The organism is Cognatundibacterium curvum (assembly GCF_014284235.1).
Taxonomy (GTDB): Bacteria; Pseudomonadota; Gammaproteobacteria; order Burkholderiales; family Burkholderiaceae_D; genus Undibacterium; species Undibacterium curvum.
Genome location: NZ_JACOGD010000003.1, coordinates 129430 through 147934, shown reverse-complemented (window position 1 = coordinate 147934; position 18505 = coordinate 129430). Strand labels below are relative to the sequence as shown.

At 52.2% G+C, this 18505-nt stretch carries 19 protein-coding genes, 2 tRNA genes and 1 riboswitch; of the genes, 13 read left to right on the top strand and 8 right to left on the bottom strand.

Features of this window, described 5'->3' with window-relative positions:
• Positions 1–125: 125 nt before the first annotated feature.
• The 3 genes from ilvC to H8K43_RS06810 all read right to left on the bottom strand — a co-directional run bounded on the left by ilvC (position 126) and on the right by H8K43_RS06810 (position 3472).
• A complete protein-coding gene (ilvC, locus tag H8K43_RS06820) occupies positions 126–1142 on the bottom strand; it encodes a ketol-acid reductoisomerase (RefSeq protein WP_162020065.1) in 1017 nt (338 codons plus the stop codon).
• A 123-nt stretch (positions 1143–1265) separates the two neighbouring features.
• The gene (gene ilvN / locus H8K43_RS06815) at positions 1266–1757 is read right to left on the bottom strand and encodes an acetolactate synthase small subunit (protein ID WP_162020064.1); all 492 of its coding nucleotides are present in this window, start codon (positions 1755–1757) and stop codon (positions 1266–1268) included.
• Positions 1757–3472 carry an acetolactate synthase 3 catalytic subunit gene (locus tag H8K43_RS06810; protein ID WP_186903145.1) on the bottom strand — a complete coding sequence of 572 codons (1716 nt, stop codon included), beginning with the start codon at positions 3470–3472 and terminating at the stop codon, positions 1757–1759. Before H8K43_RS06810 ends, ilvN begins: the two co-directional genes overlap by 1 nt.
• Positions 3473–4010: 538 nt before the next feature.
• Here H8K43_RS06810 and H8K43_RS06805 point away from each other — a divergent pair.
• The 11 genes from H8K43_RS06805 (at position 4011) to rarD (ending at position 11584) form a co-directional block, all read left to right on the top strand.
• On the top strand, positions 4011–4583 hold the full coding sequence (locus H8K43_RS06805) for an RNA polymerase sigma factor (protein WP_186880047.1): 573 nt from the start codon (positions 4011–4013) through the stop codon (positions 4581–4583).
• Positions 4580–5014 carry a DUF3619 family protein gene (locus H8K43_RS06800; protein WP_186903144.1) on the top strand — a complete coding sequence of 145 codons (435 nt, stop codon included), beginning with the start codon at positions 4580–4582 and terminating at the stop codon, positions 5012–5014. Before H8K43_RS06805 ends, H8K43_RS06800 begins: the two co-directional genes overlap by 4 nt.
• A 2-nt stretch (positions 5015–5016) precedes the next feature.
• Positions 5017–5697, top strand: coding sequence for a DUF3106 domain-containing protein (locus tag H8K43_RS06795; RefSeq protein ID WP_186903143.1), 681 nt, complete (start codon positions 5017–5019; stop codon positions 5695–5697).
• A gap of 1 nt (position 5698) precedes the next feature.
• The gene (locus H8K43_RS06790; RefSeq protein WP_186903142.1) at positions 5699–6217 is read left to right on the top strand and encodes an RDD family protein; all 519 of its coding nucleotides are present in this window, start codon (positions 5699–5701) and stop codon (positions 6215–6217) included.
• A gap of 60 nt (positions 6218–6277) precedes the next feature.
• A complete protein-coding gene (locus tag H8K43_RS06785; RefSeq protein WP_162020058.1) occupies positions 6278–6949 on the top strand; it encodes a TetR/AcrR family transcriptional regulator in 672 nt (223 codons plus the stop codon).
• Positions 6946–7527 carry an LOG family protein gene (locus tag H8K43_RS06780; protein ID WP_186903141.1) on the top strand — a complete coding sequence of 194 codons (582 nt, stop codon included), beginning with the start codon at positions 6946–6948 and terminating at the stop codon, positions 7525–7527. Before H8K43_RS06785 ends, H8K43_RS06780 begins: the two co-directional genes overlap by 4 nt.
• Positions 7528–7666: 139 nt before the next feature.
• The gene (locus H8K43_RS06775) at positions 7667–7876 is read left to right on the top strand and encodes a DUF3460 family protein (RefSeq protein ID WP_186903140.1); all 210 of its coding nucleotides are present in this window, start codon (positions 7667–7669) and stop codon (positions 7874–7876) included.
• A 63-nt stretch (positions 7877–7939) separates the two neighbouring features.
• Positions 7940–8794: a segregation and condensation protein A gene (locus H8K43_RS06770; protein WP_329604487.1), complete on the top strand. Its 855-nt coding sequence runs from the start codon at positions 7940–7942 to the stop codon at positions 8792–8794.
• 39 nt (positions 8795–8833) lie between these two features.
• Entirely contained in the window at positions 8834–9673 is an 840-nt protein-coding gene (gene panC / locus H8K43_RS06765) for a pantoate--beta-alanine ligase (protein ID WP_162020055.1), read from the top strand.
• Positions 9673–10569, top strand: coding sequence for a cobalamin-binding protein (locus H8K43_RS06760; protein WP_230403729.1), 897 nt, complete (start codon positions 9673–9675; stop codon positions 10567–10569). The genes panC and H8K43_RS06760 overlap by 1 nt, the downstream gene beginning before the upstream one ends.
• Before the next feature lie 124 nt (positions 10570–10693).
• A complete protein-coding gene (rarD, locus tag H8K43_RS06755) occupies positions 10694–11584 on the top strand; it encodes an EamA family transporter RarD (RefSeq protein WP_186903139.1) in 891 nt (296 codons plus the stop codon).
• Between the two features lie 132 nt (positions 11585–11716).
• Here rarD and H8K43_RS06750 read toward each other — a convergent pair whose 3' ends face one another.
• A complete protein-coding gene (locus H8K43_RS06750; RefSeq protein ID WP_186903138.1) occupies positions 11717–12418 on the bottom strand; it encodes a DUF3471 domain-containing protein in 702 nt (233 codons plus the stop codon).
• Positions 12419–12608: 190 nt separating this feature from the next.
• Positions 12609–12700: riboswitch (TPP riboswitch) on the top strand.
• Between the two features lie 68 nt (positions 12701–12768).
• Here H8K43_RS06750 and H8K43_RS06745 point away from each other — a divergent pair.
• Both H8K43_RS06745 and H8K43_RS06740 read left to right on the top strand, forming a co-directional pair.
• On the top strand, positions 12769–14913 hold the full coding sequence (locus H8K43_RS06745) for a TonB-dependent siderophore receptor (protein ID WP_186903137.1): 2145 nt from the start codon (positions 12769–12771) through the stop codon (positions 14911–14913).
• Positions 14914–15069: 156 nt separating this feature from the next.
• Positions 15070–15408 (top strand): hypothetical protein, encoded by a 339-nt coding sequence (locus tag H8K43_RS06740; RefSeq protein ID WP_186903136.1) that lies wholly within the window; start codon positions 15070–15072, stop codon positions 15406–15408.
• A gap of 174 nt (positions 15409–15582) precedes the next feature.
• Here the strand turns inward: H8K43_RS06740 and H8K43_RS06735 are convergent, their stop codons facing one another.
• The 4 genes from H8K43_RS06735 to H8K43_RS06720 form a co-directional block, all read right to left on the bottom strand.
• Positions 15583–17040 (bottom strand): Ppx/GppA phosphatase family protein, encoded by a 1458-nt coding sequence (locus H8K43_RS06735; RefSeq protein WP_186903135.1) that lies wholly within the window; start codon positions 17038–17040, stop codon positions 15583–15585.
• 169 nt (positions 17041–17209) lie between these two features.
• Entirely contained in the window at positions 17210–18121 is a 912-nt protein-coding gene (locus H8K43_RS06730; RefSeq protein ID WP_186903134.1) for a class I SAM-dependent methyltransferase, read from the bottom strand.
• Between the two features lie 154 nt (positions 18122–18275).
• A tRNA-Lys gene (locus H8K43_RS06725) sits at positions 18276–18351 on the bottom strand.
• A 53-nt stretch (positions 18352–18404) separates the two neighbouring features.
• Positions 18405–18480 (bottom strand) — tRNA-Lys (locus tag H8K43_RS06720).
• Between the last annotated feature and the right edge of the window lie 25 nt (positions 18481–18505).

The following is an 18505-nucleotide window of genomic DNA, read 5'->3' as shown; positions in this document are numbered from 1 at the left end:
TGTTCATGATTCACGCTTTTTAACAAGTTTGCAGCAGCCTCAGCTTAGCGCATGAGCTTCGATAAAATAAAAAAAGTCGCCTGCAAGGGCGACTTTTTTATGCTTCAGTGCGAAGCGGGCAGCGATCAGTTTTTAGATTGATCAACCAGTTTATTTTTCGCAATCCAAGGCATCATCGCGCGCAGCTTGGCACCGACTTCTTCAATCTGGTGCTCTGCAGTCAGACGACGGCGCGAGATCAGAGTTGGCGCTCCTGCTTTGTTTTCAAGGATGAAGCTCTTCGCGTATTCACCAGTCTGAATATCTTTCAGACATTGGCGCATTGCGTCTTTGGTCGCAGCTGTCACAACGCGTGGGCCTGTCACATATTCACCATATTCGGCATTATTCGAAATCGAATAATTCATGTTGGCGATACCGCCTTCGTAGATCAGGTCTACAATCAGCTTCAACTCATGCAAGCATTCGAAGTAAGCCATTTCAGGCGCATAACCAGCTTCAACCAGTGTTTCGAAACCTGCTTTGATCAGCTCAACCGCACCACCACACAATACCGCCTGCTCGCCGAACAAATCGGTCTCAGTTTCTTCGCGGAAGTTGGTTTCGATGATACCGGCACGACCACCACCATTCGCCATTGCATAGGACAAGGCGATATCACGTGCAGCACCGGACTTATCCTGATACACAGCGATCAGGTGTGGCACACCGCCGCCCTGGGCATAAGTGCCGCGTACGGTATGGCCAGGCGCTTTAGGCGCAACCATAATCACATCCAGATCTGCGCGTGGTACAACCTGGCCGTAATGCACGTTAAAGCCATGTGCGAATGCCAGCACTGCACCTTGTTTTGCATGTGGTGCGACGTTTTCAGCATAGACCTGAGCGATGTTTTCATCTGGCAGCAAAATCATGATGACATCAGCTGCTTTTACGGCGTCATTGACTTCAGCCACTTTCAGGCCGGCACCTTCGGCTTTCGCCCAGGATGCACCGCCCTTACGCAAAGCAACCGTCACATTGCAACCCGAATCATTCAGATTCTGCGCATGTGCGTGGCCCTGGGAACCGTAACCGATGATGGCCACGTTTTTACCTTTGATCAAAGAGAGATCACAATCTTTATCGTAGAAAACTTTCATTTTTTATCCTGTTTAAATGTCTGAATTTTTAAATGCTTCAATGGGTGGTGGTCAGCACACTGCACTGCGACGATTACTCATCTGTTTCATCCTTATCCGTTCGCAGCCAGTCTGCCTGAAGAATTACACTTTGAGTATGCGCTCGCCACGGCCTATGCCGGAGCCGCCGGTACGTACTGTTTCCAGAATCGCTGCACGGTCTATCGCATCGATGAACGCGTCCAGTTTGCCTTTGTTGCCGGTCAGTTCTATGGTGTAGGTTTTTTCTGTGACATCGATAATGCGGCCGCGGAAAATATCAGCTGTACGCTTCATCTCTTCACGCTCCTTACCGACTGCGCGTACTTTGATCAGCATCAGTTCGCGTTCTATATGCGCGCCTTCGGTCAGATCCACCACTTTGACCACCTCAATCAGGCGATTCAAATGCTTGGTAATCTGTTCAATGATGTCGTCCGAACCCGAAGTCACTATAGTCATACGCGACAATGTCGCATCTTCAGTCGGCGCAACGGTCAGGGTTTCGATGTTGTAGCCACGCGCAGAAAACAAACCAACCACACGCGACAAAGCACCGGCTTCGTTTTCCAGAAGAATAGAAATTATGTGTCTCATTACAGATCCTCCGAACCCAGCAACATTTCAGTCAGCCCTTTGCCGGCTTTCACCATAGGCCAGACATTCTCGGTCTGATCGGTAATGAAGTTCATGAATACCAGTCTGTCCTTCATCGCAAATGCTTCACGTACCGCACCATCGACATCGGCAGGATTTTCTATCTTCATGCCCACATGTCCATAGGCTTCCACCAGCTTAGTAAAGTCAGGTAAAGAGTCCATATAGGATTCGGAATAACGCGAGCCATAATCGATCTGCTGCCATTGACGTACCATGCCCAGGAAACGGTTATTGAGCAGAATAATCTTTGGTGTCAGGTGATATTGTTTGCAGGTAGCCAGTTCCTGAATACACATTTGTATCGACGCTTCACCGGTAATGCAGGCAACTGTTGCACCAGGGTTCGCCATTTGCACACCCATGGCATACGGCAAACCGACACCCATGGTGCCCAGACCACCGGAATTGATCCAGCGGCGTGGCTTATTGAAACGGTAGTACTGCGCGGCCCACATCTGATGCTGGCCTACGTCAGACGTCACAAAGGCGTCGCCCTGCGTGACTTCCCAGACTTTCTCGACCACAGATTGCGGCTTGATCACCTCATTAGAAGTCGGATATTTCAGACAATCGCGGCTACGCCATTCCTCAACCTGCTTCCACCAGGCTGACAGTGCTTTCTGGTCAGGGCGGGTCTCAACAGCACGCAATTGCGACAGCATTTCTATCAGCACGTCCTTGACGTTACCAACGATAGGAATATCAACCTTGACGCGCTTGGAAATCGAAGAAGGATCAATGTCAATATGTATGATCTTACGTGGATGCGAGGCAAAATGCTTAGGATTACCAATCACGCGGTCGTCAAAGCGTGCACCGATCGCAATCAGCACGTCGCAATGCTGCATCGCCATGTTGGCTTCATAGGTGCCATGCATGCCCGGCATACCGACGAATTTGGAATCGCTGGCGCGGTAAGCACCGAGACCCATCAGCGTATTGGTGCAGGGAAAACCCAGCATATCCACCAGTTGATTCAACTCATCGGAAGCATGCGCGAGTATCACGCCGCCGCCGGTATAAATCATAGGACGCTCAGCCTGCAACAACAATTGCACGGCTTTACGGATCTGCCCCGCATGACCTTTATCAACCGGTTTGTAAGAGCGCATTTCGACTTCTTTCGGATAATGGAAAGAAGTTTTATGCATACTGATGTCTTTAGGGATATCCACCAGCACCGGACCTGGTCGCCCGGTAGTTGCAATATAAAATGCTTTTTTGACTGTTTCAGCCAGGTCCCTGACGTCTTTCACCAGGAAATTATGTTTGACGCAAGGACGGGTAATACCAACGGTATCGCATTCCTGGAAGGCATCCTGACCAATCACGGCGCTGGGCACCTGACCGGAAATCACCACCATAGGAATGGAATCCATATAAGCCGTAGCCAGACCGGTAACCGCATTGGTAACACCGGGTCCGGAAGTCACAATTGCGACACCGACTTTATTGGAGGAGCGGGAATAAGCATCTGCAGCATGAATGGCAGCCTGTTCATGACGAACCAGCACATGCTGAAACTTATCCTGATTGAAAATTGCATCGTAGATGTAGAGTACTGCGCCGCCCGGATATCCGAAAACGTGCTCAACACCCTCTTCGGCCAGACACTTAACCAGTATCTCTGCGCCTGTAAACTCTGAACTCATTATGTTGTCCTTTCAAGGTCCATAGGAAATTGATCGGATGCTCTTTCCTGGCGAAATCGCGATGCAGGTCCGGTAAGCTGAAATTCCTTTACGTGCGGGCATATTCCCCTTCGCATATCCGTTGGACATGGTTCCAGGCAATACTTGAGGCACTCGTTCAATCAGTGGTAAGGCTTTGCAAAGACAGACTTCTCACGCTTGTGGCATGGGTCAGAACAAACAGCTTCATTTAAAGCGCATCTGCTGGCGGCAACATTGTGGGTCGAGCCACGCAGATATTTGGTGCTCCGAGATTTTGGAGCGGACTCATACGGTACTGCGTCGCAGCATTTTGGTCAAGCGGAATTATGTGAATTTCTTATATTCTTCTACAATTTCTTTGAGACAAAAAGGTGCAAATTACAGAACTTTGACAAAGTTAAGGACATGTAGAGTCATTTTTGCTAGCATGTGCGCACTTTTACAGAACAAAAACCACCTGTTCCGGTCGCCCGACCGGGATCAGACTATCTGAATCACCAAGCGAATATTGCCAACAATGGCCACCGACAGAGAATTATCCAGTTTCCTTGAGGGCGTGGAACGACGTGCTTTTAAGCATGCGATGTATGCCGTCAGGAATGAAGAGTCCGCACTCGACATCGTGCAGGAAGCGATGATCAAGTTATCCGAAAAATACGGCGACAAGCCTGCGGCCGAATTACCCATGCTGTTTCAGCGCATATTGCAGACCACAACACTGGACTACTTCCGGAGAGAAAAAGTCAGAAATACCTGGGTCAGCCTGTTTTCCAGTATCACTCCGGACAATAACCGCGAAGATGACAACTTCGATTTGCTGGAAAGCTATGCTGCCGAAGAGGGAACTGAAGCAGCGGAATCCAGTGCTGATAAAATAGAGCGTGAGCAAGTTCTCAACATTATTGATGAAGAAATAAAAAAACTTCCGGCACGTCAACGGGAAGCCTTCCTCATGCGTTACTGGGAGGACATGGATGTAGCAGAGACGGCTGCCGCAATGGGCTGCTCTGAAGGTAGTGTCAAAACGCATTGCTCGCGTGCCACTCACGCATTGGCTGCATCGCTTAAGGCTAAAGGAATACAGCTATGAACTACTCAAAAGAATCGCAGGATCTTGATTTTGCCTACAAGGTAAAACGTGCACTCAATGAGTCGGCAGAACAACTCCCTGCCCCGACTCTGGACCGGCTCGCCCAGGCGCGCAAGCTGGCAATGGCACGCAAGAAAAAAGAAGCGCCGGTTGCAGTACGTGTATTTAAAGGCGCTTTCGCCGGTAACAACGGCTTTTCATTCAATGGCCCGGACTCCTGGCTGGGCAAACTCGGACTGGCTTTACCGGCGCTGGTATTGGTGGTTGGTATGTTCGGTATCTACGAATATGAACAACAGCAAAATATCAACGAGCTGGCAGATATAGACGCCACCATGCTGGTCGATGAATTACCACCGGCCGCCTATGTGGATACAGGCTTCACGGCTTATCTGAATAGTAAAGACAATAAAGATAAACCGGAGGATTGAGCGTGTTGTTGAAAGCTTTGCCGCGTATCACAGTCATACTTATCGCTACAGCAACTGCGCTGCCTTTGGCCTATGCCATAGGCGGCGCTTTACCTGCCAGCAGCAACACCTCTGCGGTCAAGATAACTCTGCCCCAGGCTGCGACCAAACCACTCTGGACAGAATTAAGCGCTGCGCAGAAGCAAGTACTCAGTCCGCTGGCTGTCGAATGGGACAAGCTGCCTGAACTCAGTAAGAAAAAATGGCTGGAAATCGCCGCCCGCTACAATGGCATGAAGCCGGACGAACAGGCTCGCCTGCAAGAGCGCATGCGTGACTGGGTCAAGCTGACACCGGAACAACGCATGGCAGCCAGAGAAAACTACGCCAAATCGACACAATTGCCAGCTGAAAAAAAATCAGCGCAATGGCAACAGTATCAGCAACTGAGCGATGAAGAAAAAAAACGCCTGGCTGCTGAGCATGAGAAGAAAAAGAGCCTGACTAATCTGTCTCCGGAAGCGATTAAAAATCCGAATCCGCTGGCACCGATTAAACTGGGGCCTAAACCGGCAGTTGCCCCCAAGCCAGCCGTCCAGGCTGCGCCTGCGAGTCTGAGCAGCGCAGCACCGGCATCAGCGGCAGCGGAAGCAATTCCTGTCAACACCAGCTCCAGCCCTGCCTCTCAGCCTCAGACCAAGTAAGATGTCGATTCCGATTTTGTCTGCCCCGCCACTCAGGCGCAGGGCAATTTGCATGGTGTACGAAGCAATGCTGTTATTTGGCATAGCCTTCGTCGCCGATTTCCTGTTTGATGTGCTGACCCAAAGCCGCCATGCGCTCAGTTTACGCGCTGGCCGGCAAGCCTGGCTGTTTGTGGTATTCGGCTTTTATTTTGTGTATTGCTGGACCCGCAGCGGCCAGACGCTGGCGATGCAAACCTGGCGCATCAAAGTGACCGATGACAATGGCGGGCGCATACCAGTCATTAAAGCGATCGTACGCTACTGTCTGGCCTGGATGTGGTTCCTGCCAGCAATGGCGCTGGTGTATCAATTTAATCTCAAGCAATGGCCTATGGTGATTGCAGTGACCGCAGGTGCCGCTGCCTGGGGCGCGACGGCCTTACTACGCCCTGACCGCCAGTTCCTGCACGATCATCTGGCGAAAACACGGTTACTGCATATTCCTGCGGTGAAGCTGGACAGCACTGCAGACCAGTGAAGTTTTGATGTTGGCGAGAAGGATGATATTCTTACGGAATCATCCATCGAGAAGAATGACATGCAACACAAAGCTCCTCGCCGTACCAGAGAACGCATCCTCGAGCTCTCGCTGCGCTTATTTAATGAATTTGGTGAACCGAATATCACTACGACCGTGATAGCGGAGGAAATGAACATTTCCCCCGGCAATCTTTATTATCATTTCAGAAATAAAGACGATATCGTCAATTCTATTTTTGCTCAGTTTGAAGCAGAAATTAATAAGAAACTGGCCTTCCCTCAGGGAAGAAAAGCAAACATTCAGGATGTCTGGACCTACCTGCATCTGACCTTTGAGCTGGTCTGGCGCTATCGCTTTTTCTATCGCGACCTGAATGACCTGTTGTCACGCAACCGCAAGCTGGAACTGAATTTCAAAGAAATTCTGACCCATAAAATCAAGGTCGCGACTGGCTTATGCACCGGCTTACGGGCAGATGGTGAGTTCGAAGCGACCGATATGGATATTGATGCGCTCGCCACTAACATGGTCGTTGTTGCAACCTATTGGTTATCCTACGAATACGTGCGTAATCCGCGCAAATATACCGAGCTGCAAACCATGTCAGATTCTCTGGCGCGTGGCTGCTATCAGGTCATCGTGCTGATCAGCCCCTATCTGCGCGGCGAAGCAAAACAGGTATTTGAAAAATTATCTGCCGACTACTTACGGAAGATGAATCAGGAATGAGTGCCATCTGCGTCTATTGCGGCTCATCGCCCGGCACTTCCCCAGTCTATGCAGATTCAGCGCGCCAGTTAGCGGCTGAGCTGGTCGCACGCGGCCACGAGCTGGTGTACGGCGGCGGCAATGTCGGCCTGATGGGCGTGATTGCCGATGAAGTCATGCGCCTGGGCGGCCGTGTTACCGGCGTGATTCCGCAAGCCCTGATGGACAAGGAAGTCGGTCACCGTGGGCTCACGCAATTACACGTCGTTGCCAATATGCATGAACGCAAAGCCCTGATGGCTGAACTGGCGCAAGGCTTTATCGCCATGCCCGGTGGCATAGGCACCCTGGAAGAATTGTTTGAAGTCATGACCTGGTCGCAGTTAGGCTTCCACCACAAACCGGTGGGCTTACTGAATACCCAGGGATTTTATGATGGATTAATACAATTCCTGCAACACACAACTGAACAAGGGTTTTTACGCCCGGCGCATCAGGCCATTCTGCAAGCGAGCGCAAACCCGGCGCAATTACTCGATCTGCTCGCTGCTTATCGCCCTGTCGATACGCGTAAATGGTTGCAGCAAAGCGATCTCTAAAAGCAATTTTTAGCGCTTGTAACTGGTGCTACGGTCACAATCCGGGATCTGAGGCGGCATTCGAAGGGGATTTCCTTTATTTCCTTTAAAACCAGAGTAAAATGCCGCTTCACCCGTTCTTTTAAGTGTTTATTTCAAAATGAAATTCTCCAAGCAATTTTCCCTGTACGAATCCGAAGCGACCAACTTTCTGCAAAATCTGAAGAAGGCCAATCCACATCTGGAACAAAGCCAGCGCGATGGCCGTGCCTTGCTGTGGGATAAAGCACCTATCGATCTGGATGTAGCGAGTCGCAATAAAGAGTCGCGCGTGGCCCAGCAGCCTTATGTCTATCAAAACAAAGGCTGATTTTTCTGCCTTAATTGATTGATTATCGACCGATTATTGACTGTTTACTGACTGTTAACGCGAGTGACTGACAGCGAAACCAGCAACGCCGACCTGCCCCTGGTCGGCGCTACAGACACCACACCGGACGTCGTTGACGGCCTGGCGTTTGCCAAGCTGTATGGCGAGCCTTTATTCAAGCTGCCTAACGATCTGTACATCCCGCCCGATGCGCTGGAAGTATTTCTGGAAGCCTTCGAAGGCCCGCTCGATCTGCTGCTGTATCTGATCCGCAAGCAAAACTTCAATATCCTCGACATTCCTATGGCGGATGTCACCCTGCAGTATCTGAAATACGTAGACCAGATCCGCAAACATAATCTCGAGCTGGCAGCAGAATACCTGCTGATGGCAGCGATGCTGATCGAGATTAAGTCGCGCATGCTGCTGCCCTCCACCAAGAGCACTGAGGGCGAAGAAGCCGATGATCCGCGCGCGGAACTGGTGCGCCGTTTGCTGGAATATGAACAAATCAAGCTGGCCGCCTATGATCTGAATACGGTGCCGCAACTGGGACGTGATTTTTTACATGCCCAGGTCTTTATCGAAACCCAGACCGTACTGCACTGGCCTCAAGTCGAGATTGCTGACATCCAGGCCGCCTGGGCCGATGTACTCAAGCGCGCGACGCTGGTACAGCATCACAAAATCAGCCGCGAGGAATTGTCGGTGCGCGCCCACATGACCGGCATCCTGCGTAAGCTGCAATCGACACGTTTTGTCGAGTTTTCTGAACTGTTTGATCCCAGCCGCGGTGCGCCGGTGCTGGTGGTGAACTTTGTCGCTTTGCTGGAACTGGCCAAGGAAACCCTGATTGAAATCACTCAGGCTGAAGCATTTGCCCCTATCTACGTCCGTCTGGCTTATACACCAGCCTGATGCTGACCTCTTTTTGAACTTACTCTCTCTTTATTCACCATGAAAATCATTTCATCCATAGAAGAATTGCGCGACCACCTGAGTGGTCAGTTGCGTACGGCTTTCGTACCGACCATGGGCAATCTGCATGAAGGCCACTTGTCGCTGATGCGTCTGGCCAAAAAACATGGTGACCCGGTAGTAGCATCGATTTTCGTGAATCGCCTGCAATTTGGCCCTAACGAAGATTTCGATAAATATCCGCGCACCTTCCAGGCTGACGTAGAAAAACTGGAAAAAGAAGGCGTCTACATCCTGTTCGCACCAACCGAAAAAGATTTGTATCCTGAGCCTCAGGAATTCCGTGTTCGTCCACCCGATGATCTGGGCAATATTCTGGAAGGCGAATTCCGCCCCGGCTTTTTCACTGGCGTGACCACAGTGGTGCTGAAACTGTTCTCCTGCGTACAGCCTAAGGTCGCGGTGTTCGGCAAAAAAGACTACCAGCAATTGATGATCATCCGGAATATGAGTAAGCAATTCGCATTGCCTACCGAAATCATCGCGGCCGACACCTATCGTGCCGATGACGGACTGGCACTGTCTTCACGCAATATGTATCTGTCTGCGGCAGAGCGCGCAGAAGCACCGGCGCTGTATCAAACCCTGCATGAAGTAGCACAGGAAGTCCGTAGCGGCCATCTGGATATGTTTGCGCTGGAACGCCAGGCCATGGAAAAACTGCATGCGCGTCAGTGGAATCCGGATTATGTCTCTATCCGCAAACGCGATAATCTGCAACCGCCTTCAGCCGGTGACCTGGCACAGGGCGCGCAACTGGTGGTATTGGCTGCCGCCAAACTCGGTGGCACCCGCCTGATCGACAATCTGGAAATCTGATGCCACTGCCTCAGCTCTGCCTGCGTGGCATGGCCGGCCATAGCCTGGCGCTTGCCCTGAGCCTGACTGCCGCCTCTGCGCTGGCAGCGGTCAGCGTGAAAGATGATGCGCAACGCACAGTCACGCTGGATAAACCGGCGCAGCGCATCATCAGTCTGGCACCGCATGCGACTGAATTACTGTTTCAGGCCGGGGCTGGCAAAAGCATGGTCGCGGTCAGCGATTACAGCGACTATCCGGATGCGGCGCGTCAGTTGCCCTCGGTCGGCAATGTATTCGCACTCGATCTGGAACGTATCGTCGCTTACAAGCCGGATCTGATCGTGATCTGGGGCACAGGCAATGCAAAAAATCTGGCGAATCAACTGCGCAGCAGCAAACTCAATGTGTTTGAAAGTGAACCACGCGATTATGAAATGGTGGCCAGCTCGATAGAGAGACTGGCCCATCTGGCTGGCACTGATGCGCAAGGCAAGGCAGCAGCAGCGCAATTCCGCGAGCGTCTGGCCCAATTGCGTAAGACCTATCAGTCTGATGCGAAACCGGTCAGCGTGTTTTATCAAGTCTGGCAAAAACCGCTGATGACACTCAACGATACGCACATGGTGTCCGCTGCGATACGCCTGTGCGGTGGCCGCAATGTATTTGCAGAGCTGAAGGAAATCAGCCCCAGCATTTCCCTGGAAGCGGTACTGGCTGCCAATCCCGACGCCATCATCAGCGCCGGTGACAGCCCGGATAAGCTGCGCGAACAGTGGAAGCAATATGCAATACTGAATGCGGTAAAGAAAAATCATATCTACACCGTCAAAGGCGACTGGCTCAACCGCGCCGGCCCGCGCATCCTCGAAGGTACAGAGGCTCTCTGCAAGGCGATTGCTTCCGCCCGACAATAAGTATCAGGTAATCCGCTCTAAGCACGATGTACCAGACAAAGTACCGGTACACCTGACTCAGACTTTGCTGCGATAATAGCGAACTGGCCAGTGTTATCTGGCCTTTTCACTTTTGGATAGATTTATGCGCAAAGGCACTTTACTGGCAGGCTCCGCTTACGTCATATGGGGTTTGTTTCCGCTCTACTTTCATGCTTTACAGGCGGTACCTGCCTTAGAAATTCTGCTCAACCGCATGCTGTGGTCGCTGTTATTTCTGGTTGGGGTTCTGGCCTGGCGCAAGCAATGGGGCTGGGTGCGGGAAGCGCTCGCACAACCTAAGCTGATCGCCAGTTTTACACTCAGTGCTTTGCTGTTATCGACCAATTGGTTTGTGTATATCTGGGCCGTCAATGATGGTCATGTGATCGATGCCAGCCTCGGTTATTTCATCACACCGCTGGTCAATATTCTGCTTGGTTCCATCATGCTGCGTGAACGACTGCGCGCAGTGCAATGGCTGGCGGTGGGCTTCGCAGCGGCCGGTGTGGCCTGGCTGACCTGGCAAACCGGTCATCTGCCGTGGGTAGGTTTATTCCTGGCGCTGACCTTCGGCACTTACGGCCTGTTGCGTAAAACCTCTAAGCTGGGTGCGCTCGAAGGTTTGTCGCTGGAGACTGCTATCCTGTTTCCGTTCGCAATCAGCTATCTGGGCTGGCTGACCTGGCATGGGCAGAATGCGCTGATTACCCAAAGCACGGATCTGAAACTGATCCTGATGCTCAGTGGTCCGGTGACCGCGATTCCCTTACTGATGTTTGCCGCCGGTGCACGCCGCATTCCTATGACCACACTGGGCCTGTTGCAGTACATCGCACCGATGGTACAACTGATGCTGGGCGTCTGGTTATTTCATGAGCCTTTCGATCAGCATAAATTGCTGGGCTTCGTGCTGATCTGGGCTGCGCTGCTGGTCTATTCGGCTGAGGGACTGTGGATGAATTTCCGTACCCAGTCTGACAGCCGTTCTCAATAAAACGCTTGCTGACGAACTGCTTACAACAAAGTCCGCATGAACACTTGCTCACAGCCCGATTTTGGCTGAAAACACAGTATTCATGCGGACTTTGCTTTTTGACGCAAGTTCTGCGCCTTCAACATCCTGGTATCAGCGCAGCCTGAGCGCCGGTAAGTGCTGACCATGCTGATGCAGTATCAGCTGCTTCACACTGCCATCTGCCTGCTTCTCGAATTGTATGCGGGCAGCTACACCAACCGCATCGAACTCAGTTTCTGAGACTGCGATTAAACCAAACTGCGGCTGGCCGCTGGCCTGCGCCAGATAACGCTCACCCTCACGACTGATGGTAATCACAAAATTGGGTGCCAGCTGATATTGGCCGACATAGGCATCAAATACGGCTGCAGGCAGCACCAGCGCTTTGCCTGCCTTGTCAGCTGAGGACTGCAGCGCCACACGTTGCGCTGGCAGCTCGCGCCCCCCCTGCCTGAGCACCAGTTTATTGAACTTGCCTTCGCTGTCTTTTTCAAAGCGGATTTCAGCGCCGAACTTATCGGATACAAAAACCTCCTGCGCCTTGGCCCTGACCTCGACTGCTGACTGTCCGGTGGCCTGAATCAAAAACCGACTGCCTTCACGCCTGACATTCAGCACAAAATTCGGTGCCAGCCGGTAGTCGCCCACATAGCTGTCAAACACGGCGTCGGGCACAGTCAGCGGCGCAGGTGCGGCTTGCTCAGTACTCGCGCTGGCAGCCGTCGTCGCCGTCTGCCTGGCCAGACTCAAGGGACTTTGCAGTAGCAGCAAAGCCAGTACACAAGTAGAGGAAATAGGAAAGCGGAACATCATAACTCCTGAGTGAATGACGCAATGTGCTGCGCCGTGTCGGTGTGCAGCAGCGGGAAACAGAGATATTATATTGCCAATTTAATAGCAAATACAGCAATAATTTTGACTGAGAATCCGGCACGCATACCACTCCAGCCTGCGGCAGACACAATCTGGCACGGACAGCGGAGCGCGATTCAGGGTAAAATCGCGGCTTCGCTAGGGGTCCCGCTTTGCCGGGTGAGAAAAACCCTTATACCTGATCTGGATCATGCCAGCGTAGGAAAGCGCAAAGTTCACAGCCAGTTCTGGTTTGCTTTAGCGACTACTATGCAGCGAGTCGCAGGTCTCACTGACAACCAAGAACAATCATGACATCTACTTCCCGCCCTGCTGCGCATGCACTTTTCCAGCCTGCGTTCCGTCTATCCCTGCTTGCGCTGGCTATCGCGCAATGCCATACCGCCGCCTATGCACAAAGCAGCGACAGTAACTTGCCAGAAGTTGTGGTCAGTGCCAGCAAAAATAAAGACGGTAAAGCAGAACGCAGCAAGGCAGCAGGCTTCATCGATGCGCCTTTACTCGATACCCCGTTCTCAGTCAGCAGCTGGACCCAGCAACAAATGCAGGACTTACGCATACGCCAAACTACCGATGCGATGAAATTCGATGCCAGCGTCAACGATGCGTATAACGCAGTCGGCTATGCCGAACAGTTTTCCATTCGTGGTTTTGCACTCGACAATGCGAGCAGCTATCGCAAAGATGGTTTCGCCATTCCGGGCGATGCCTCGATTCCGCTGGAAAATAAAGAACGCGTAGAAATCCTGAAAGGTATCGCTGGTTTCCAGTCTGGCTTCGCCACACCGGGCGGCGTAATCAACTACGTGACCAAGCGTCCGCTCAACAGCGCCTTACGTACGGTGACCACAGAAATATCGGAACGCGGCACACTGTATGGCGCGGCAGACCTCAGCAATCTGAGCGCCGACAAGCAGTTTGGCTACCGCATCAATGCGGCTGGAGAGCGACTGCGTTCGTATGTGAAGGGTGCCAATGGCGAACGCCAGTTTGTGTCAGCCGCGTTTGACTGGCATCTGAACAATAACTCGCTGCTGCAACTGGATCTGGATTATCAGCATAAATCCCAGCTCTCCGTACCCGGCTTTCAGCTGTTTAACGGCACCTCCCTGCCACGCGGTGTGAATGCAGAGATGATGCTCAATGATCAGCCCTGGGCCAAACCTGTCGATACCCGCAGCAGCAATCTGGGCCTGCGTTTTGAGACCCGCCTGAATGCGGACTGGCGCGCCAGCCTGGCGGCCAATCTGCATGACTTCCATCGTGATGATTACACAGCCTTTCCTTATGGCTGCGGTGCTGCCAATCTGTATCCGGGCTACTGCGCCAACGGCGATTATGATGTGTACGATTACCGCAGCCTCAATGAATCCAAGAAACTGACCGGCACCCAGGCTTTATTGCAAGGCAAACTGGTAGCAGGTGGCTTCAGCCATCAGATTGCAGCCGGACTGTCGACTTCGCGTCGCCGTGATTATTTCGGTGATTATGTGTATGAATACGCAGGGTCCAGCAATCTGTTCCGTCCGGTGGCAGTTGCCATCACTAACAAAGTGCCGGGTGCCGCGTATCTGCGCCGCACCGACAAAGAATGGTCAGCCTTCCTGCAGGATGTCATGACTATATCTGACGCATGGACTCTGCACATAGGCCTGCGCCATCTGAATATGCAGCGCAGCCAGTCAGATAACGCGGGCTATAGCAATACGCACTGGGTATCGAATGCCGCGCTGGTATTTAAACCACAAGCTGCAGTCTCGCTCTACACGTCGTTTGCGCAAGGACTGGAACATGGCGGTATCGCGCCTTTCGGTACGGCCAATGCCAATACCATGCTCAATCCGGCCCGCTCGCGCCAGCTAGAACTCGGCGTCAAAGCCGATCTGCTGCGTGACCTGAGCCTGAGCGCAGCGCTGTTCCAGATCAAAAAACCGCTGGAATACACGAATGCCGCCAATGTGTATGTACAAAATGGCGAAGCACAGCACACCGGTCTGGAATTGTCGGCACAAGGCAAACTGAGCAGCAGCCTGAGCCTGGGTGCCAGCCTGAGCAGCCTGCGCGCAGAACAGCAGGATACTGGCCTGGCCAGCATGGATGGCAAACGGGTGTTGAATGTACCGGAGCTGAAAGCCAGTATCTATGCTGACTACGCAGTAGCTGCGGTGAAGGGTCTGAATCTGCAGGCAGCCTGGCAGTATTCGGGCAATAAAGCCTTTTCCCCGGATAACAGTGTGATCGTGCCTGGCTATCAGGTCTGGAATCTGGGTGCGCGCTACAGCACGCAGATCGCTGGCACAGCGACTACACTGCGCTTCAATATCGATAATGTGAGCGATAAATTTTACTGGCGCGATGTGACCCAGTCGCTGGGCGGCTATCTGCTGCCAGGTGCACCACGTACTTATAAAGTATCGGCGCAATTCGATTTCTGAAGCGCGCAGCGCTAAGCGCAATGCACGCAAAAACGCATAAAAAAACGACGGCTACATGCCGTCGTTTTTTGTTAGCGATGCAGCGTATGCAGCTACGCACAGGCGCTGGCTAAATTTTGTACAATAGTCCTCTTTTTACTTACAAGCGACGCCGATATGGAATCCCACCGCAAACTCTCTTCCGCCCTGCATGCCGCTTTAGGTGTGATCCATGTCGTTATGCTGCTGGGCATCTATGTGTTCGCCAGTCAGTTGTTTGGGCTATTCAGTAACGGCGAAATTCCAGCGCTGTTCACGCAGTTTGTTGGCGCATTTTTCATACTCGCCAGCGTGTTTTGTCTGGCACAAATCATCATCGGTTTTGCCGGACTCGCAGGCCAGCCCTGGGTCAGAATCCCTTTGCTGGTGATCGCGGCTTTTGAACTATTTCAATTCCCGTTTGGCACTGCCCTGGGTGCCTATACCTTGTGGGCTTATCTGAGCGAAGATAAATAGCAAGTCCAGTAAAGACGCGGCTTTCCAGCCTTTTTTGGCCTGCAGCCCAGATTACATCAGGACTTTGGTTTTTTTAACGCTCCACAAACCATGTAATTCACTGCCTGCATACCCATAAAAAAAGGCTGTCGCCCGCTAACGGAGACAGCCTTTTTTCGATCTGAAGATCACAGCTTACACATTGGTTCTGACCAGGAAGTCGACCCCGATTTCGCGCCAGCATTCGATTTCTTTTTGCAACCAGTACGCCACTGTAGGATGCACGCTGACCCAGTCGCGCCGCATTTCCAGTTCTATCGCTTTTTTCATCTTCAGCCGAATATCTTCGTATTCGATTTCTGCGCGTGAATGCATGAGCATGATCGCAAGCCGCAAGGCCAGTACCGCCTTGGCGAAATCCGCATCAGCCAGCCCTTCAGCAACTTTGCGCAAATTACCCTTCTGGCTCAGGATCAGCTTACTCATGATGCGCTGCTCCAGCGTGGTAAAGCCAGCCATATCGGCATTCTCTACCATGTACGCACCATGCTTATGAAAACCGGTATGCGACACCACCATGCCGACTTCATGCAGGCGCGCACTCCAGACCAGCAGGCGATTGTAATTGTCGCTGGCAGGTTTGAGCTGCTGATAAATTGACTTCGTCATCTCGGCCACGCGGTGTGCACGTGATACGTCGACATGAAATTGCTGGGCCATTTTTTGTACCGATACTTCACGCCGGTCACGCTTGGTCGCACGCAAATGCAAGTCCCACATGACGCCCATGCGCAAACCGGCCTCTACCGGATACAACACGTCTATCTTAAATTCGGTCATCAGACCGATCAGGATCGCCAGCCCGCCGACCACCATCGCCACGCGCTCAGGCTTAATGCCACTGAGTTCCAGCGTCTGCAGATGTCCGCTTTGTATGCAGTATTGTTTGAGCGTAGTCAGGCTTTGCAGCGTGAGTTTGCCGTCACCCAGGCCACCTTTGGCAATCGCATCAGAAATCGCGCGCATGGTGCCTGATGAACCATAGGCCTTACGCCAGTGCTGTGGCTGATAGAAAGGCGCGTCGTCTTCAAACACAGAGCGCGCAGACAGGATGGCGGCTTCAAACGCCGCCTCAGTCAAACGTCCATCCGGAAAAAACGTGGCACTGTGCCCTACTGTGCCTACGCTAAACGATTCCACCTTGACGATTTCATGACCGCGTCCGAGTATCACTTCAGTCGACCCGCCACCGATATCCATCACCAGACGGCGCTCGCCCGGCACACTGATGGCATTGGCCACACCGAGGTAAATCAGTCGTCCTTCTTCCTCGCCCGAGATCACATCGATAGCGCAGCCAATCGCGGCTTCAGCGCGTGGCAGTAATTCGGCAGCATTGTTCGCAATGCGTATGGTATTCGTTGCCACCACCCGCACCGCACTGACCGGATATGCGTTGAGCACTTCTTTAAAACGACTGAGGCAATCTATCGCACGCTGCATGGACTCCGGCGTCAGATTGCCATCGGCATCCAGCCCGGCAGCCAGGCGTATAGGCTCACGCGCGCTTTTGACGACTTTGATCACATCGCCTTCATGGCGGCCTATGTGCATACGAAAACTGTTGGAACCCAGATCAACGGCAGCCAGCATGTTTCCTATCCTTTATCAGTATCTATCGATGAATTTATCGGTGCATTTATCATTGCACTTATCGTTGCATTTACCGGCACATCATTTGCCACGGCTCAAACAGTGCGCTGCTGTTCAGTGGTGTACCTGAATGCGCAGCGTCTGAAATGATATTAATCATTATTTGTGACTAAGCGGTGACGTTTTCACTGTTCGCTGTGCCATCTGCAACAAAGAAGCGTCTTTGCATATGATCCAGGCCTGTGGTTTTAAGCACTTCCGCCAGCCGTTCAGCAGCACGGCGTACTGGCTTACCCTTATATTCGGCGATGATGAGTTCATTCTTCATCGAATGCTCCCAGCCGACCAGCTCAGTCACACGCACCTGATAGCCATGCGCTTCTAATTGCAAACAACGCAGCACATTCGTGATCTGACTGCCAAATTCGCGCGTATGGATGGGATGGCGCCACATTTCTGACAGCGGGTTATTGCGTACCGCATCGCCTTTATGCTTGCGTAATTCCGCCGCCACTTCAGCCTGGCAGCAAGGCACCAGCACCATGAAGCGGGCTTTCTTTTTTAACGCAAATTCTATCGCGTCATCGGTCGCAGTATCGCAGGCATGTAAGGCCGTCACGATATCGATCTGCGCCGGCAACTGCGTCGAACGGGTAGCCTCCGCAACCGATAAATTCAGAAATGACATGCCCGGAAAGTCCAGCCGCTGCGCGAGTTCGGTCGAGCGCTTCACCAGTTCATCGCGGGTTTCTATGCCATAGATATGCGCCTTGCTCTGCGCCTGACCGGCTTTAAAAAACAGGTCGTACAGGATGAAGCCCAGATAGGATTTACCCGCGCCATGATCGACCAGACTGATATCACTGCGCTCGGTCTGCAATTGCTGCAGCAGCGGCTCGATGAATTGATACAGGTGATAGACCTGTTTTAATTTACGACGGCTGTCCTGATTCAGCTTGCCGTCACGCGTCAAAATATGTAATTCCTTGAGCAGCTCCAGCGATTGTCCGGGACGGATTTCATGCTTTTCCTGGCTTGCAGGTGCAGCAGCAGTTGGATGGGGTTGGGCTGACTTTTTCATGGCGTAATCCGGTGTACTGATCTGGCATCATAAATCCAATCCGGCGCCGGTGGGGAAAGTTTGCCTGTCCTCTGGATGCAGGCAAATGCTGTCACTGTCGACGGTAACTGGAAAAGAAAAAGGACTCAGGCTTACACCTGAGTCCTTCTTATTTTGGTAGGCCGTGCGGGATTCGAACCTGCGACCAACGGATTAAAAGTCCGCTGCTCTACCAGCTGAGCTAACGACCCAAAACTTGCTGAACTGCCTGAAAGTTTATTCGCAAGATAAACTTCGATGATTTTGGTAGGCCGTGCGGGATTCGAACCTGCGACCAACGGATTAAAAGTCCGCTGCTCTACCAGCTGAGCTAACGACCCAAAACCTGGATGTGTCTTCGTAGGA

Coding starts and splice junctions, on each gene's coding strand:
- H8K43_RS06740 (WP_186903136.1), top strand. CDS start 15,070: ATGGAATCCCACCGCAAACTCTCTTCCGCCCTGCATGCCGCTTTAGGT.
- panC (WP_162020055.1), top strand. CDS start 8,834: ATGAAAATCATTTCATCCATAGAAGAATTGCGCGACCACCTGAGTGGT.
- H8K43_RS06810 (WP_186903145.1), bottom strand. CDS start 3,472: ATGAGTTCAGAGTTTACAGGCGCAGAGATACTGGTTAAGTGTCTGGCC.
- ilvN (WP_162020064.1), bottom strand. CDS start 1,757: ATGAGACACATAATTTCTATTCTTCTGGAAAACGAAGCCGGTGCTTTG.
- H8K43_RS06785 (WP_162020058.1), top strand. CDS start 6,278: ATGCAACACAAAGCTCCTCGCCGTACCAGAGAACGCATCCTCGAGCTC.
- H8K43_RS06790 (WP_186903142.1), top strand. CDS start 5,699: ATGTCGATTCCGATTTTGTCTGCCCCGCCACTCAGGCGCAGGGCAATT.
- H8K43_RS06745 (WP_186903137.1), top strand. CDS start 12,769: ATGACATCTACTTCCCGCCCTGCTGCGCATGCACTTTTCCAGCCTGCG.
- H8K43_RS06730 (WP_186903134.1), bottom strand. CDS start 18,121: ATGAAAAAGTCAGCCCAACCCCATCCAACTGCTGCTGCACCTGCAAGC.
- H8K43_RS06760 (WP_230403729.1), top strand. CDS start 9,673: ATGCCACTGCCTCAGCTCTGCCTGCGTGGCATGGCCGGCCATAGCCTG.
- H8K43_RS06735 (WP_186903135.1), bottom strand. CDS start 17,040: ATGCTGGCTGCCGTTGATCTGGGTTCCAACAGTTTTCGTATGCACATA.
- H8K43_RS06775 (WP_186903140.1), top strand. CDS start 7,667: ATGAAATTCTCCAAGCAATTTTCCCTGTACGAATCCGAAGCGACCAAC.
- H8K43_RS06800 (WP_186903144.1), top strand. CDS start 4,580: ATGAACTACTCAAAAGAATCGCAGGATCTTGATTTTGCCTACAAGGTA.
- H8K43_RS06750 (WP_186903138.1), bottom strand. CDS start 12,418: ATGATGTTCCGCTTTCCTATTTCCTCTACTTGTGTACTGGCTTTGCTG.
- rarD (WP_186903139.1), top strand. CDS start 10,694: ATGCGCAAAGGCACTTTACTGGCAGGCTCCGCTTACGTCATATGGGGT.
- ilvC (WP_162020065.1), bottom strand. CDS start 1,142: ATGAAAGTTTTCTACGATAAAGATTGTGATCTCTCTTTGATCAAAGGT.
- H8K43_RS06780 (WP_186903141.1), top strand. CDS start 6,946: ATGAGTGCCATCTGCGTCTATTGCGGCTCATCGCCCGGCACTTCCCCA.
- H8K43_RS06805 (WP_186880047.1), top strand. CDS start 4,011: ATGGCCACCGACAGAGAATTATCCAGTTTCCTTGAGGGCGTGGAACGA.